This window comes from Massilia sp. Masssp94, from assembly GCF_059491305.1.
In genome coordinates this window covers 4,826,295-4,842,472 of the sequence record NZ_CP168501.1, presented here as the reverse complement: position 1 = coordinate 4,842,472, position 16,178 = coordinate 4,826,295, and the positions used below count along the sequence as shown (strand labels likewise).

11 protein-coding genes are annotated in these 16,178 nt (G+C 68.3%); all 11 read right to left on the bottom strand.

Annotated features, from left to right (window positions below; all coding sequences use genetic code 11):
* Positions 1-9: 9 nt before the first annotated feature.
* Positions 10-2,274, bottom strand: coding sequence for an ATP-binding protein (locus tag ACEN9G_RS21365; protein ID WP_483126934.1), 2,265 nt, complete (start codon positions 2,272-2,274; stop codon positions 10-12).
* A gap of 87 nt (positions 2,275-2,361) precedes the next feature.
* The gene (locus ACEN9G_RS21360; RefSeq protein ID WP_483126933.1) at positions 2,362-7,251 is read right to left on the bottom strand and encodes a DUF4347 domain-containing protein; all 4,890 of its coding nucleotides are present in this window, start codon (positions 7,249-7,251) and stop codon (positions 2,362-2,364) included.
* A 64-nt stretch (positions 7,252-7,315) separates the two neighbouring features.
* Positions 7,316-8,560, bottom strand: a complete 1,245-nt coding sequence (locus tag ACEN9G_RS21355; protein ID WP_483126932.1) for a glycosyltransferase — start codon at positions 8,558-8,560, stop codon at positions 7,316-7,318.
* A gap of 69 nt (positions 8,561-8,629) precedes the next feature.
* Positions 8,630-9,439 (bottom strand): AraC family transcriptional regulator, encoded by an 810-nt coding sequence (locus ACEN9G_RS21350; RefSeq protein ID WP_483126931.1) that lies wholly within the window; start codon positions 9,437-9,439, stop codon positions 8,630-8,632.
* Between the two features lie 10 nt (positions 9,440-9,449).
* Positions 9,450-9,902, bottom strand: a complete 453-nt coding sequence (locus ACEN9G_RS21345) for an FKBP-type peptidyl-prolyl cis-trans isomerase (protein WP_413342890.1) — start codon at positions 9,900-9,902, stop codon at positions 9,450-9,452.
* A gap of 15 nt (positions 9,903-9,917) precedes the next feature.
* On the bottom strand, positions 9,918-10,514 hold the full coding sequence (locus ACEN9G_RS21340) for a MarC family protein (RefSeq protein WP_371766855.1): 597 nt from the start codon (positions 10,512-10,514) through the stop codon (positions 9,918-9,920).
* Between the two features lie 97 nt (positions 10,515-10,611).
* On the bottom strand, positions 10,612-11,154 hold the full coding sequence (locus tag ACEN9G_RS21335; protein WP_413342888.1) for a phosphoribosyltransferase: 543 nt from the start codon (positions 11,152-11,154) through the stop codon (positions 10,612-10,614).
* Positions 11,155-11,246: 92 nt separating this feature from the next.
* Entirely contained in the window at positions 11,247-12,560 is a 1,314-nt protein-coding gene (locus tag ACEN9G_RS21330) for an adenylosuccinate synthase (protein WP_371768021.1), read from the bottom strand.
* Positions 12,560-13,714, bottom strand: a complete 1,155-nt coding sequence (locus ACEN9G_RS21325; RefSeq protein ID WP_413342885.1) for an ATP phosphoribosyltransferase regulatory subunit — start codon at positions 13,712-13,714, stop codon at positions 12,560-12,562. Before ACEN9G_RS21325 ends, ACEN9G_RS21330 begins: the two co-directional genes overlap by 1 nt.
* 184 nt (positions 13,715-13,898) lie before the next feature.
* Complete coding sequence (gene hflC / locus ACEN9G_RS21320; protein ID WP_056132272.1) at positions 13,899-14,777, bottom strand: protease modulator HflC; 879 nt, start codon at positions 14,775-14,777, stop codon at positions 13,899-13,901.
* Positions 14,777-16,177, bottom strand: coding sequence for an FtsH protease activity modulator HflK (hflK, locus tag ACEN9G_RS21315; RefSeq protein WP_495605448.1), 1,401 nt, complete (start codon positions 16,175-16,177; stop codon positions 14,777-14,779). Before hflK ends, hflC begins: the two co-directional genes overlap by 1 nt.
* Between the last annotated feature and the right edge of the window lies 1 nt (position 16,178).

Here is a 16,178-nt window from a genome sequence, read left to right as displayed (position 1 = left end):
TGTTTGTCGTCAAACCGCCGGCCGCACGACGTCCTCGGTCCGGTAGCGGGCCACGAACGCGGCCAGGTCCTTCGAGTGATAGCCCCGCGCGAGCGCATCGAGGTGGTCGGCAAACGGCGCATAGGACGGGTCGAGCGTCCGCAGGTAGCCGGCCTGTTCGCGGATCTTGCGCATGTTCCCGATCCGCACCAGCTGCCACAGCACCTCGATCTCTTCGGTGGGCGGGACGACGAGCGCGGCCTCTTCCTCCTCCGGCGGCGCGTCCGGCGCAGCCGGGCCGGTGATCCACGCCAGGCCCAGCTGTGTGCCGATGGCGCGCAGCAGGACGTCGTGCTCGACCGGCTTGGGCACGAAGGCGTCGGCGCCCGCTTCCCGGCACCGCGCTTCGTCCTCGGGGCTCGCGCCGGCCGTCACGGCGATGACGGGCACCCGGCTCCACGCCGGCATCTGGCGGATCCGCCGCGTCGTCTCGTTGCCGTCGATGACAGGCATCATGACGTCCATCACGATCAGGTCGGGTTTGAAGCTGTCGAGCAGGGCGAGGCATTCGAGGCCGTTCTCGGCCGCGGCCACGACGAAGCCCACGGCCTGCAGCAGGTCGACGAGCATCGCGCGGTTCTGCGGGACGTCGTCGACGATCAGCAAGCGCTTGCGCTCGCCTTCATAGCCGATGATCGTGCGCTGCGACCGCGCACTGGCCGGGCTGCCGGTGGCGACCGGCGCGGCGAGTTCGAACCAGAACGTGCTGCCCTTGTCCGGTTCGCTGGCGACGCCGATGGTGCCGCCCATCAGGCGCACCAGTTGCTGGCTGATGGCCAGGCCCAGGCCCGTGCCGCCGGCGCGCCGCGGCACGTCGGCCACCTGTTCGAACGGGCGAAACAGGCGGCCGAGCTGTTGCGCGCTCATGCCGATGCCGGTGTCGGCCACCTCGAAGCGCAGCCGTACGCAGGCGTCGTCCCCGCTTGCCGCCGGCACGCGCGCCACCCGCAGCGAGACCGTCCCGCGATCGGTGAATTTCACCGCGTTGCCGAGCAGGTTGAGGAGCACCTGGCGCAGGCGGGTCTCGTCGATCGTCACGGCGGCCGGCACGTCGGGCGCGAGCGCGTACTCGAACGCCAGGCCCTTCTCCTCGGCCTTCACGCGCATGATGTCGACGACCACCTGCAGGAATGTGCCGAGGTGGGCCGCGGCCGGATACAGCACCATCCTGCCAGCCTCGACCCGCGCCAGGTCCAGGATGTCGTTGATGAGGGTGAGCAGGTGCTGGCCGCTTTCGTGGATGGTGGCGAGGCCGGTGGCCTGCCGGTCGTTCAACAGGTGCCTGTCGCGCTTGAGCAATTGCGCATAGCCGATGATGGCGTTGAGCGGGGTGCGCAATTCATGGCTCATCTGCGCGAGAAAATTGCTGCGCTGGCGCGCGAGGCCGACGGCCTCGGCCAGCGCCGCCTCGCGCGCCGCCTCGGCCGCCTTGCGTTCGCGGTCGACGGCGGCCAGGTGTTCCAGCCGCGACTTGGTGGCGGACAGGCTGTCCCGGAAATGCAGCAGGCCCAGCGACAGGCCGAGGATGCCGCAGGCGATCCAGGCGAACACCAGGCCCATGAGCAGCGCCGTCTTCGAGATCCACTTGCCGTGGAAGCGGAGCGAGCGCACCTCGAGCGTGATGGTCTGCCCCTGCGGGACGGCGCCCGTCGACAATTCCACGGCCGTCACGCGGTCGAGCCGGGGATAGCTCTTGGACAGCGGGATCTTGTGCGTGCTGCGCCACCAGTCGGCGGTGCGCAGGACGTTCATCGGAATCGTGAACGGGGTCGCCTGCCGCGACAAGTCGATTTCCGCTTCGTTGAAGCGCTGCGAATTCCAGTCGCCGAGGGTGGAGAACTCCGGCTCGAAATTCATCAGGTGCAGCTTGATGATACGCGGCGACCGCCCCATGTAGCGCAGGTCGAAATCGATCGAGTCGAACCCGGACAGATCGATCCCCTTGCCGGGCCGGCCCAGCAGGAACTGCAGCTTGCAGAAGCCGTAAGTCGCGGCCGTGCCCAGCGCGCACCGCATGACGATCGCATCGGGGGTGCGCTCCAGGATGCCCACCGAGTTGCCGCCCAATTCGGGCCGGTCGTCCGCGACCCGGGCGCCGTGCGGCTGGCCGGGCGAGATCTCGATGGTCCTGACCATCCCGTAGTGCTGCCAGACCAGCAGCGCCGGCGTCGCCAGCAGCAACAGGATGATCAGGTAATAGCTGATCCTCGTCGGGCGGGAGAGCGACTGGTTCATTGGGGACCCACGGTTCCTGGACTGGTCATCGGGCAACGATGGTCCAGTATATACCCAGGAAGTCCGCGGGAACCGGCCCGCTCTGCCTCAGATCACCATGAAGTCCGTGCTGGCCAGCGCCAGGTTGACGCCGACGATGGCGAACTTGACGGCCGCGCCCGCACCCGAACCGTCCGCGTCGTAGTACAGGGCGCCGCTGGCCTTGTCGTACTGGATGTAGTCGTCCGCATCGAGGGCCGCCGAACCGATCACCCTGAAATTGTTGGCACCGAGCGTCCCCGTGGCCGCCAGCTTCGTGAAGATCGCGTTTTCCAGCCGGAGCTTGTCCTCCCCTTTCGAGAAGTCCTCGATCCGGACGACATTGGCCGTGGCGCTCAGCGCCGTCGTGAAGACGAACGCGTCGCTGCCCGCGCCGCCGAACAGCACGTCGTTGCCGCCCATGCCGTTGAGGACGTCGCTGCCCTCGCCGCCATGGATGACGTTGACGCCGGCGTTGCCGGACAGGGTGTCGTTGTAGTCCGACCCGATCAGGTTTTCGATGTTGACCACGGTGTCCGCGCCGGAGATCCCCGCCGCAGTCGTCTTCACGCCGGCCGCGCCCAATGCCAGCGTGACACCGGCAGTGCCGGACGTGGTGGCCGTTTCGAACGACAGCGTGTCGATGCCCGCGCCGCCGTCGATCGCGTTTACGCCGGAACCGGCGATGATCAGGTTGGCCAGCGCATTGCCGGTGCCGTTGATGGTCCCGCCCAGCAGGATCAGGTTCTCGACGTTGAGGCCCAGCACATGGCTGGCCGACGCCACGACCTCGTCGATCCCGCCCGCCGCGGATGCGTTGGTCTCGATCACGATGTCGCCGGCATTGTCGACGTAGTACGTGTCGCTGCCGTCGCCGCCGCCCAGCGTGTCGCTGCCGCTCCCGCCGTCCAGGGTGTCGTCGCCGGCATCGCCGTTGAGCCGGTCGGCACCGCCGCCGCCCGCGAGCACGTCGTCGCCGGCGCCGCCCATCAGGGCATTGTCGGCGCCATTGCCGGTCAGCTTGTCGGCGAAGCGCGAACCCGACACATCCTCGATGCTGACGAGCGTATCGGTGTTGCCCCAGTTGTCGGTCGCGACGCTGGTGGCCAGGTTGACTTTCACGCCCGCGCCGGTGATCGGGAGTGCGCCGTAGTCGTTGGTGTACGAGACGAGGTCGCGGCCGTCGCCGCCGTCGATCGTGTCGTTGCCGGTCCCGCCCGCGAACGCGTCGACGCCGCTGCCGCCCTGCAGGACGTCGCTGCCGTTGCCGCCGTCGAGCCAGTCGTTGCCGTCGCCGCCCGCCAGCGTGTCGTTGCCGTCCTGGCCGAACAGGTCGTTGTCGCCCGCGCTGCCCGTGATGAAGTCGCCATAGCGCGAACCGGCGACGGCTTCGATGCCGACGAGCTTGTCTGTGTTGCCCCAGTTGTCGGTCGCGACACCGGTCGCCAGGTTGACGACGACGCCCTTCCCGGTCGGCGCGATGCTGCCGTAGTCGTTGTCGTAGATGACGTTGTCGCGGCCATCGCCGCCGTCGATCGTGTCGTTGCCCGCGCCGCCGGACAGTTGGTCCGTACCGATGCCGCCCAGCAGGCTGTCGTTGCCGGCGCCGGCGTCGAGCCAGTCGTTGCCCGCGCCGCCGGTGAGCGTATCGTTGCCGTCGTCGCCGTAGAAACTGTTGTCGTTGGCGTCGCCGGTCAGGACGTCGCCGTAGCGCGAGCCGGACACGTCCTCGATGCTGACGAGCTTGTCCGTGTTGCCCCAGTTGTCGGTCGCGCTACCGGTCGCCAGGTTGACGATGACGCCCTTGCCCGTCGGCGCGATGGCGCCGAAGTCGTTGAAATAGGTGACGCGGTCGCGGTCGGCGCCGCCGTCGATCGTATCGTTGCCGGCGCCGCCCGACAGCTGGTCCATGCCCAGGCCGCCCAGCAGGCTGTCGCTGCCCGCGCCCGCGTCGAGCCAGTCGTTGCCGGCGTCGCCGGAGATCGTGTCGTTGCCGTCGTCGCCGTTCAGGCTGTTGTCGGCCGCGTTGCCGGTCAGCGTGTCGGCATAGCGCGAACCGGACACGTCCTCGATGCTGACGAGCTTGTCCGTGTTGCCCCAGTTGTCGGTCGCCACGCCCGTGACCAGGTTCACCGCCACGCCCTTGCCGGTGGGTGCCGGGCCGCGGTAGTCGTCCGAGTAATTGGCGCGGTCGCGGCCGTCGCCGCCGTCCAGCGTGTCGTTGCCGCTGTTCCCGGTCAGCATGTCCGAACCGCCGGCACCCGCGATGCTGTCGTTGCCTTCTTCGCCCCACAGGTAGTTATCCTGCGCGTCGCCCGTGATGACGTCGGCGAAGCGGGAGCCGGTCACCTCTTCGATGCCGACGAGCTTGTCCGTATTACCCCAGTTGTCGATGGCGACACCCGTTGCGAGATTGACCGTCACGCCCTTGCCGGTAAGTCCGGTAACGGGGTACTCGTAGTTGTAGTTGACGCGGTCGTGGTCGGCGCCGCCGTCGAGCGTGTCGTTGCCGGCGCCGCCCGTCAGCTGGTCGAACCCGGCGCCGCCCGCCATGCTGTCGGCACCGTTGCCGCCGTCGAGCCAGTCGTTGCCGGCATCGCCGGAGATCGTGTCGTTGCCGTCGTCGCCGTTCAGGCTGTTGTCGGCCGCGTTGCCGGTCAGGACGTCGCCGTAGCGCGAGCCGGACACGTCCTCGATGCCGACGAGCTTGTCCGTGTTGCCCCAGTTGTCGGTCGCGCTACCGGTCGCCAGGTTGACGATGACGCCCTTGCCCGTCGGCGCGATGGTGCCGTAGTCGTTGAAATAGGTGACGCGGTCGCGGTCGGCGCCGCCGTCGATCGTGTCGTTGCCGGCGCCGCCCGACAGTTGGTCCATGCCGAGGCCGCCCAGCAGGCTGTCGGCACCGTTGCCGCCGTCGAGCCAGTCGTTGCCGGCATCGCCGGTGATCGTGTCGTTGCCGTCGTCGCCGTTCAGGCTGTTGTCAGCCGCGTTGCCGGTCAGGACGTCGCCGTAGCGCGAGCCGGACACGTCCTCGATGCCGACGAGCTTGTCGACGTTGCCCCAGTTGTCGGTCGCGCTACCGGTCGCCAGGTTGACGATGACGCCCTTGCCCGTCGGCGCGATGGTGCCGTAGTCGTTGAAATAGGTGACGCGGTCGCGGTCGGCGCCGCCGTCGATCGTGTCGTTGCCGGCGCCGCCCGACAGCTGGTCCATGCCGAGGCCGCCCAGCAGGCTGTCGACACCGTTGCCGCCGTCGAGCCAGTCGCTGCCGGCGTCGCCGGAGATCGTGTCGTTGCCGTCGTCGCCGTTCAGGCTGTTGTCGGCCGCGTTGCCGGTCAGCGTGTCGGCATAGCGCGAACCGGACACGTCCTCGATGCTGACGAGCTTGTCCGTGTTGCCCCAGTTGTCGGTCGCCACGCCCGTGACCAGGTTCACCGCCACGCCCTTGCCGGTGAGCCCGGTGCCGGGATACTCGTTGTTGTAGTTGACGCGGTCGCGGTCGGCGCCGCCGTCGAGCGTGTCGTTGCCGGCGCCGCCCGTCAGCTGGTCGAAGCCGAGGCCGCCCACCATGCTGTCGGCACCGTTGCCGCCGTCGAGCCAGTCGTTGCCGGCATCGCCGGAGATCGTGTCGTTGCCATCCTCGCCGCGCAGGTTGTTGTCGACCGCATTGCCCGTGATGGCGTCGCCGAAGCGCGAGCCGGACACGTCTTCGATGTTCAGGAGCGTATCCGTGTGGCCCCAGTTGTCCGTCGCGATGCCGGTGGCGAGGTTGACCTTGACGCCCAGCCCCGTGACCGCCACGTTCACGGTGCCGTCGAAGGTGTCGTCCATGTAGTTGGCCGTGTCGCGGCCGGCGCCGCCGTCGATCGTGTCGTTGCCGCTGCCGCCAAAGAAGGTGTCGCTGGCGTTGCCGCCCGTGATCCTGTCGTTGCCGCCGCGCGCGAACACGTAGCCGCCCTGGTCCGACAACTGGATGATGTCCGCGCCCGCGCCCGTGTGGATGTTGCGGATGCCGGTCAGCGTGTCGCTGCCGACGTCCGCGCCGGTGGCGACGCCGGTCCGCAGGTTGATGGTGACGCTGGTGGTGATGCCCTCGTACATGACGACGTCGTCGCCGCCGCCGCCGTTGACGGTGTCGTTGCCCTTGCCCGGGCGGAACCAGTTCTGGCCGGCCGAGCCGACCAGTGTATCGGCGAATGCGGAGCCGGTGATGTGCTCGATGCCGACCAGCGTGTCCGTGTTGCCCCAATTGTCCCTGGCGGTGCCCGCTGCCAGGTTGACCGACACGCCGGCCGGGCCGGCCGAATAGTCGACGGTGTCGCCGTACGCGCCGTTGGCGCCGCCATCCATCGTGTCGTTGCCGGCGCTGCCGACGAGGACGTCGTCGCCGGCGCCGCCCGTCATCGAATCCGCGCCCGCGGTGCCGACCAGGCGGTCGTTATTGACGGTGCCGCCGACGAGCGCCAGCGTGCCGGCAAAGGCCGGCGCCGCCAGCGGCCGGGCCGTGATCGTGCCCACGTGCGCTTCCAGATGCCAGTCGCCGCCCAGCGCGGCCGCACCGGTCAGGCCGGTCGACGCCGCCACGTCGCTGCCCGTGTAGTCGGACAGCTGCTCCAGGAAGGCTGCGCCGGCCGCGCCCTGGCCGACTTCGCAGCCGTACAGCAGGATGTCGCCCGCCGCGGCCAGGCTGCGGCCGATCGTCGCGAGCGCGCCGGCATGATGCGCGAGCACGCCGGCGGTCACGACCGTGCTGCCCAGCACGATCCGGCCGGCGCTGCCGTGCGAGACGATGTGGATGGCGGCCAGGTCGCGCTCGGCCGCCAGCGCGGCGGCGATCTGGAGCAGGCCATCCTGTTCGTCATCCAGCACGACGACCCGTGCGTGGCCAGCGGAGGCGGCGATGTCTTCCCAGCCGGCGATGGCGGGATCGATGAAAACGACTGCACGGGAATGGCTCATGGACTCTCTCGGTATTTATAATTGATCTGGAAATTATAGCCATTCGGATTTCCAAAGTGCAATTTTATTTAGCATTTGTACAAATGTGCGCCCCCAGTAGCAGATCGACGGCCGTCCGCACGCCGTCCTCTTCCCGCATCGCCTGCCCCACGCGCCGCGCTTCCTCCCGCATGGCCGGCTGCGATGCCGCGGCCACGGCCTGCACGAGGCGCGCGCTGTCGAGCCCGGCCGCCGGACAGGCCGCGGCGATCCCGCGCAGCGCCATGCGCCGCGCCCAGAAGAACTGGTCGCCGGCGAACGGCACGACGACGGACGGCACGCCCGCACGCGCCGCGGCGTGGCTCGTGCCCGCGCCGCCGTGATGCACGACGAGCGCCGTGCGCGGGAACAGCCAGTCGTGCGGCGTGTCGTCCAGCACGAACACGTCGGGCGGCAGGCGGGATGAATCGATGCCGCTCCAGCCCGGATGGAACAGCACGCGCCGCCCGCTGGCCACTGCCGCGATCGCATCGACCAGCGTGCCCTGGGCGATGCCCGCCATGCTGCCGAAGCCGATGTAGACGGGCGCAGGCCCGGCCGCCAGGAAGTCCAGTAACGCGCGCGGCGGTGTAAAGCCCTCCCCCGCCGGCAACTGCCAGACGCCCGTGACCGCGACGTTCGGCGGCCAGTCGGCCGGGCGCGCCAGCAACGTGGGGGAGCAGCCGACGAGCAGCGGCATGTCGCGCCAGGGTTGCTGGCGCGGCGGGGCGCCGAACACCCGCGCGCGGGCACGGTTCAGTTCCGGGCCGAACATCGACCACGCCATCCGTTCGAACGCGCGGTGGGCCAGCATATTGGCCCAGCCCGGCAGGCGGTGCATGTTCAGGAACGGCGGCGCGAATTCGCCCGTGGGCGTCATCGGCCACATCGCGGCGCCGATGCACGGGATGCCGAGCCCCTCCGCCACCGCGAGGCCGACGAAGCCGGCAAGTCCCGAATACACGATCAGGTCGCTGCCGCGCGCGGCCGTACACGCCGCTTCCATCCACGGCAGCGTGTTGTCGCGCGCGAGCGTCGCGCAGGCGCGCATCAGGCGGGACATGCTGGCGCCATCCTTCAGCAGCGCGCCGAATGCGCCGCCCGGCTGGAACGCGCCGCGCATGTCGCCGGCCAGTGCGGTGAACGGAATGCCGAGGGTCTGCGCGCGCGGGGCGCCCGCGACGTCGGCCAGCAGGTGCGTCGCGTGGCCGCGGTCGACGACTTCGCGCGCCAGCGCCAGCAGCGGCCGGGTATCGCCTTCGGTGCCGTAGGTGAGAAAGGTGATCTTCATGGTCGTGCCTCGTTCGGAAAGGCACGATTGTCGCCGGCGGACGTCAGCCCGGCTTGTATAAACCCGACATCACAGCCGATAGGGCCAGTATTCGGGATCGGTCTCGATATGCGCTTCCAGCCGCGACGGCGGCAAGAAGGCCAGCTCGCGCAGTTCGCGCGCCATGTGGGCCTGGTCGGCATAGCCCAGTTCCGCGGCCAGGTCCGCGAGCGAGCGCGCCGGCGCATGCGGGTCGCGCAACGCATACACGGCCGCGTTCATGCGCTGCAGGCGGCGCGCCTGCGCGGGGCTCAGGCCGACGCGGGCCCGGTATTGCCGCTGCGTCTGGCGCGCGCCGACGCCCAGCTCGGGCGCACTGGCGGCGATGCTGCGCAGGCTGGCGCCGAGCTCCGCATCCCAGCGTCCGCGCACGGCGTGCCAGCGCTCGCCCAGCCGCGCTTCGATCCACGCCGCCTGCGCGGCGTCGTCGGCGCACGCGCGCAGTGCCTGCGGCCAGTCCGCCCAGGTGTCGTCGAGCAGGCCGTCGGCGGGGTCGTTGCGGTCCTGGAGCGCCGCCGGGGAGAGCCCCGTCAGCAACGCGAAGGCATCCGGATACAGCACGATGCCGACCGTGCGCAGCGGCGCGAGCGTGAGCGACGCAATCGGCCGCGTGCGCGGCCCGGACACGATCAGGTCGGACATGGCGCGCAATTCGCCGTCGCCGCCGGGCAGCGCGGCGGCGCCCTCCGTGAAAAAGTTCAGGCTGCAGTACACCATCGCCGGAAACCGGTTCAGCTGCGGCTGCGCCGGCGGCCACGGCTCGTCCACGGTCGAATAGAAGCCGATGCCGTGCAGGGCCTCGGCCAGCTCGCCCCGCGGGTGGTGCATCCAGGCGTGCATGCGCTGCGGCTTATTGCACGTCGAGCAGTTCGACGTCGAAGATCAGGTTGGCGTTCGGCGGGATCGGGCCCGCGCCTTCCGCGCCATAGCCCAGCGCGGCGGGAATGACGAGCGTGCGCTTGCCGCCCACCTTCATGCCGTCGACGCCCTGGTCCCAGCCCGGGATCACCATGCCGCTGCCGAGGCGGAACGTGAACGGCTTGCGGCCGATGGAGCTGTCGAATTTCTCGCCGTGGTGGTCGGGCGCGTCCGGCAGGTACAGCCAGCCCGTGTAGTTGACGGTGACGTGGGAGCCGGCCCTGGCTTCGGCGCCCGTGCCGGCGGTCGTGTCGATCTTCTGGAAGCCGATGGCGGAGGTGTCGGCCTTCACCGGGGCGGCCGGCGCCTCTTCCCGGCGCTTGCAGGCGGCGAGGGACAGCGCGAGTGCGAGGCCGAGGAAACCGGCGCGGATCATCGGGGTCATGTTGAATCCTTGAGGTTATAAAGTCTTGACGAAGGCGCGCACGCCGCCCAGCAGCATCTCGATCGACATCGCGGTCAGGATCAGGCCCATCAGGCGCTCGAACGCCGTCATGACCTGGGTGCCCAGCACCTTCTGCAGGCGCTCGGCGCCGAGGAAGACGGCGAGCCAGATGATGGCGACGGCCGCCAGCGCGGCCACGTGTACCATCACCTCCTCCACCGACTGCGACGTGAACAGCAGCACGGTGGCCAGCGCGGACGGCCCGGCCAGCGCGGGAATCGCGAGCGGCACGATGAACGGCTCGCCGCCTTCGCTGCGGCCGAGCACGCCGTCCGGATGCGGGAAGATCATGCGGATCGCGATGATCAGCAGGATGACGCTGCCGCCGATGCGCAGCGAGATGTCGGTCAGCTGCAGCGCCGCGAGGAAGTGGCGGCCGAAGAACATGAACAGCAGCAGCAGGAGAAAGGCGATGGCGCATTCGCGCACGACGATGCGCGGGCGGCGGGCCGGGGCCACGTCCTTCAGCGCCGTCACGAACAGGGGGACGTTGCCGAAGGGGTCGGTGACCAGCAGCAGCAGGATGAAGGTCTGGAAGAAGCTCTGGGTCATGGGACGTTGTTATTGTTATGGCAGGTGTGATCTTAACCGATCAAATGAAAAAGGGCGGCACCGCGGTGTCGCCCTTCTCGTTTCGCATCTGCCCGAATCAGTTCTGTTCGAACTTCTTCAGCCACGACGACAGCTGGTGCGGACGCAGGCCATCGTAGTCTTCGAACGGCTGGTGGATCCACGGATTGTGCGGCAGGTCGACCAGGTGGTAATCCGGCTTGATCGACGACGTGCCCTTGACCCAGATGACGGCCGAACGCACTTCCGTGACGTCCTGGTAGTTCTCCTGCAGGTGCTCGCGCACGCGCATCAGGGTGACGCCCGAATCGGCCAGGTCGTCGACCAGCAGGATGCGGCCGGCCAGCGGGCCCTTGGTCATCGTCATGTACTTGGCGATGTCCAGGTCGCCCTGCTTCGTGCCCGCTTCTTCGCGGTACGAACTGGTCGACAGGATCGCCAGCGGCACGTCGAAAATGCGCGAGATCGCGTCGCCCGGGCGCACGCCGCCGCGCGCGAGGCACAGCACCATGTCGAACTTCCAGTTCGATTCGTACACCTTGAGCGCCAGGCGCTCGATCAGGCGGTTGTATTCATCCCAGGAGACCCACAGGTCCTTGTCGGTCGAGGAAGGCGTCGTCATTTGGATTATCCTAGTTTTTGCTTATGGCTAACTTCTGCTTGTGACTGATGTCCCCACCCCACGGGTGGCGCGGCGGGGACGATGTTTCGATATCAGGCTGCGAACGGGTGGCGCAGCACGATGGTTTCTTCGCGATCCGGACCGGTCGACACCATGTCCACCGGGACGCCGACCAGTTCTTCGATGCGCTTGATGTACGCACGCGCATTGGCCGGCAGTTCGTCCATCGACTTGGCGCCGACGGTGGTGCCCGTCCAGCCCGGCATCTCTTCGTACACCGGCACGCAGGCCGCGGCTTCTTCCGCGCCGACCGGGAAGATGTCGACGTCGCGGCCGTCGATCTTGTAGCCGGTGCACAGCTTCAGCGTGTCCAGGCCGTCCAGCACGTCCAGCTTGGTCAGGCACATGCCCGACACGCCGTTGATCTGCACGGAGCGGCGCAGCAGCGCGGCGTCGAACCAGCCGCAGCGGCGGGCGCGGCCCGTCACGGTGCCGAACTCGTGGCCGATGCGCGACAGGTGTTCGCCCACGCCGGCGTCCGTCGGCAGTTCCGACGGGAACGGGCCCGAACCCACGCGGGTCGTGTAGGCCTTGGTGATGCCCATGATGTAGTGCAGCATGCCCGGACCGACGCCCGAACCGGCGGCGGCGTTGCCGGCCACGCAGTTCGACGAGGTGACGAACGGGTACGTGCCGTGGTCGACGTCCAGCAGCGAGCCTTGCGCGCCTTCGAACAGCAGGTGGCCGCCGGCGTTGTGCGTCGCATACAGCGCGGACGACACGTCGCCGACCATCGGACGCAGGCGCGGCACGAGGGCCATCGCATCGTCGTACACCTTCTGGAAGTCCAGCGCCTGGCCGCCCAGGAAGCCGGTCAGCACGAAGTTATGGTATTCCAGGTTCTCGCGCAGCTTCTCGGCAAAACGGGTTTCGTTCAGCAGGTCGGCGATGCGGATCGCGCGGCGCGCGACCTTGTCTTCGTAGGCCGGGCCGATGCCCTTGCCCGTCGTGCCGATCTTGTTGACGCCGCGCTTCGCTTCGCGGGCGACGTCGATGGCGACGTGGTAAGGCAGGATGACCGGGCAGGCTTCCGAGATCTTCAGGCGCGACGCGACTTCCACGCCGGCCGCTTCCAGCTTGTCGATCTCGCGCATCACGTCCGGTACGGAGACGACGACGCCGTTGCCGATGTAGCAGGCCACGCCTTCGCGCATGATGCCCGACGGGATCAGTTGCAGCGCGGTCTTCTGGCCCTTGATCACCAGCGTGTGGCCGGCGTTGTGGCCGCCCTGGAAACGCACCACGCCGGCGGCATGGTCGGTCAGCCAGTCGACGATCTTACCCTTGCCTTCATCGCCCCACTGGGTGCCGATGACAACGACGTTCTTAGCAGTATTTGACATCATTAACCTAAGTTTTTGAGAATCCAATTTCCTTGTTCGAGGACGAGCACACGGTCGCACTCGAACTCGTCCTGTACATTGTCGTGACCCGGCATGGACTGGATCACCACTTCGCCCGCTTTGCGCAGTTCAGCGATTTTTTCGCGCAGCTCGGGCGCGTTGCCCCAGGGGGCACGAATGGAGTGCTTGCGCTCGGCCGTCGGCAGCAGCCGGGCCAGTTCGCGCAGGTCGAGCGAGAAGCCCGTGGCCGGACGCGCGCGGCCGAAGGCTTCGCCCACGTGGTCGTAGCGTCCGCCCCTGGCCACCGCGTTCGGCAGGCCCGGCACGTACAGCGCGAACATGGCGCCGCTTTCGTACTGGTAGCCGCGCAGGTCGGCGAGGTCGATCGCGATCTGGGCGCGGCCCAGCGCGGAACCGGCCAGCGCGGCGAGTTCCGCCAGCGCGCGGGCGATCCCCGGCAGCGCCGGCAGCACGTCTTTTGCGCGCGCCAGCACGTCGATGTCGCCGTACAGGTTCGGCAGCGCCAGCAGCGCGGCGCGGGTTTGTTCGTTGTAGCTTACCGTTGCCTCTTGCAGGCCCGGGACGTCCTTCGAGCGCAGCAGCGAGTACAGCAGCTGCTCGTCGCGCTTGGCGGCGGCATCCTCGGCGAGGATCGCGCGCAGCACGCCGACGTGCGACAGGTCCAGGCGCGGCTGTTCGAAGCCGGCCAGCGCGAGCGACGCCAGCGCCAGTTCCTGGATCTCCGCGTCCGCTTCGAGGCCGGCGTGGCCATAGATCTCCGCGCCGATCTGCAGCGGCTCGCGGGTCGCGTGCAGGCCGGACGGCTGCGTGTGCAGCACGCTGCCGGCATAGCACAGGCGGGTGACGGTGTCGCGGTTCAACAGGTGCGCGTCGATGCGGGCGACCTGCGTCGTCATGTCGGCGCGCAGGCCGAGCAGGCGGCCGCTCATCGAATCGACGAGCTTGAAGGTGCGGAGATCGGTATCCTGTCCGGCGCCGGCCAGCAGCGAATCGACGTATTCTAGCAGCGGCGGCATCACGAGTTCGTAGCCGTAGGTACGGAAGGTGTCGAGCATCAGACGGCGCAGCTCTTCGATCTTGCGCGCTTCGGACGGCAGGACGTCGGCGATATTCTCGGGCAGGAGCCAGGTGGGCATGGGCAAAGCGGGTCGGGTTATTAAAAGTCGGACAACATTCGGGCAGCATGAACGCGGCTTTGCACGCGTTCATTCCGCCGAATCGACGATTTTAACCGAAAACGCGGGGCGGTTGGCGATGAAACGAATGCCAACGTTGCCGATACTCCACGATGGACGCCGCACGTTCGCGCTTGTTGCGCGCTCACTTACCCGCGCCCGGACCCTTGAAATACTTGAAGAACTCGGAGTTCGAGTCGATCACGATCACGTCGTTGCGGCCCTTGAACGTGGCCTTGTACGCTTCCATCGAGCGGTAGAACCGGTAGAACTCCGGATTCTTGCCGAACGACTGGGCATAGATCTGCGACGCCTGCGCATCGCCTTCTCCCTTGATCGTCTCGGCGTCGCGCTGGGCGTCGGCGAGGATCACGCTGCGCTGGCGCTCGGCGTCGGCACGGATCGTCTCCGCCTCGGCCACGCCCGTCGCGCGCAGTTCGTTCGCCACGCGCACGCGGTCGGCCTTCATGCGTTCGTACACGGCATTGTTGACCTGGTCGATGAAGTCGATACGCTTCAGGTGCACGTCGACGACTTCCACGCCGAGGTCTTTCGCTTCCGGGGCCAGGTCGGCGCGCACGGCATTCGCCACGTCCGTGCGCTTGCCGCCCGTCAGCACGTCGGCCAGGTTGCGTTTGCCGATCTCGGCCGTGAGCGCATTGCGCACGAGCTGGTTCAGGCGCTCGCCGCCGCGGTCGGCGTTGCTGCCGATGGCGATCACGTACTGGCGCGGATTCACGATGCGCCATTTCACGAACGCATCGACGAGCAGGTCCTTCTTTTCCGCCGTCAGGAAGCGCTCGCCGTCGGGCGTGTCGAGCGTCTGCAGGCGTTTATCGAGGAAGACGACGTTCTGGAACGGCGGCGGCGCCTTGATGTTCAGGCCCGGTTCCTGGATGACCTCGCGCAGTTCGCCGAGCGCGTACACGACGGCGTAACGGTGCTGGTCGACGACGAACACGGACGACGACACGAGCGCCACCGCGATGGCGGCGCCGATCAGGCTGGCTAACAGGCGGCTCATCAGCGGCTCTCCCGTTCGCGGCCGGTGTCGCGGCTGCGCAGGTCGCGCGTGCGGTTCGATTCGCCGGCCGAGACTTCCGTCTGCGGCTGCGGCTGCGGTTGCGCCTGGGCCGGCGCCGGCTGCTGCGCCGGCTGCTGCGCCTGCGGCTGCGCCGGGTTCTGCTGCGGTGCCATCATCGGACCGGAATTGGCGCCGCGCGCCGCCTCGTTGGCCGTCGACTGGGCCAGCAGGCGGTCGAGCGGCAGGTAGATCGTGTTGTTGCCGCTCTTGGCGTCGATCATGACCTTGCTGGTGCTGGAAAGGATTTGCTGCATCGTCTCGATATACATGCGGTCGCGCGTGACGGCCGGGGCTTTCGCATACTCGGCCACGATCTTGTCGAAGCGCGCGGCGTTGCCGGTCGCGACGCTCACCACGCTGGCGCGGTACGCCTCGGCATCCTGCAGCAAGCGGGCGGCCTTGCCCTTCGCCTGCGGGATGACCTCGTCGGCAAACGCCTGCGCTTCGCTGCGGGCACGGACACGCTCTTCCTGCGCCTTGCCGGCGTCCTCGAACGCGGCGGCGACCTGGTCGGGCGGCTGCACGGACTGCATCGTCACGCCGACGATCTCCGCGCCCATCTTGTAGCGGTCGGCCAGGCGCTGGATCGCTTCGCGCGCTTCCGCCGCCAGCTTGTCGCGGCCCGTGTACAGGACGGTGTCCATCTTGTTCTGGCCGACGAGTTCGCGCACGACGGTCTCGGCCGAGTCACGGATGGTCTCGACCTGGTCGCGGTTGTTGAACACCCACGCGACCGGGTCCTTGATCTTGTACTGCACGGAGAACTGGACGTCGACGATGTTCTCGTCGCCCGTCAGCATCAGCGCTTCGCTCGGCTGCTTGTTGCGCACATTGGCGCGGTAGCCGATCTCGGTCGTCTGCACTTGCGCCGTGTTGACGGTCTCGTGCGACTGGAACGGCGCGGGCCAGCGCCAGTTGAAGCCGGCGCCCGTGACGTGCGACAGCCGGCCGAACGTCGTGACGATGCCGACCTGCCCTTCCTGCACGATGAACGCGCCGCTGGCAAGCCAGATCAGGAGGGCGATGGCGCCGACGACGGTGGCCGTGAGGCCGACGCCCCGCGCGTCCGGACGGAACGGACCGCCGTCGCCGCCGCGCTTGCCGCCGAACAGCTTGTTGAGGCGCTGGTTGAAATCGCGCCACAGCTGGTCGAGGTCGGGCGGACCGTCGTTGTCGTTCTTGTTGTTATTGTTCGGACGGCGGCCCTCGTTCGACTTGGGGTTGTGGCCCCAGCGCGGATCATTGAGGGAAAAAAGAGGCACGCCGGCCTTGCGCGCGCCGGCGTGACGACCGGTCGGCGCGAGCCGCACGCCGATCCGTTTGATCAGAGAAACAAGCATA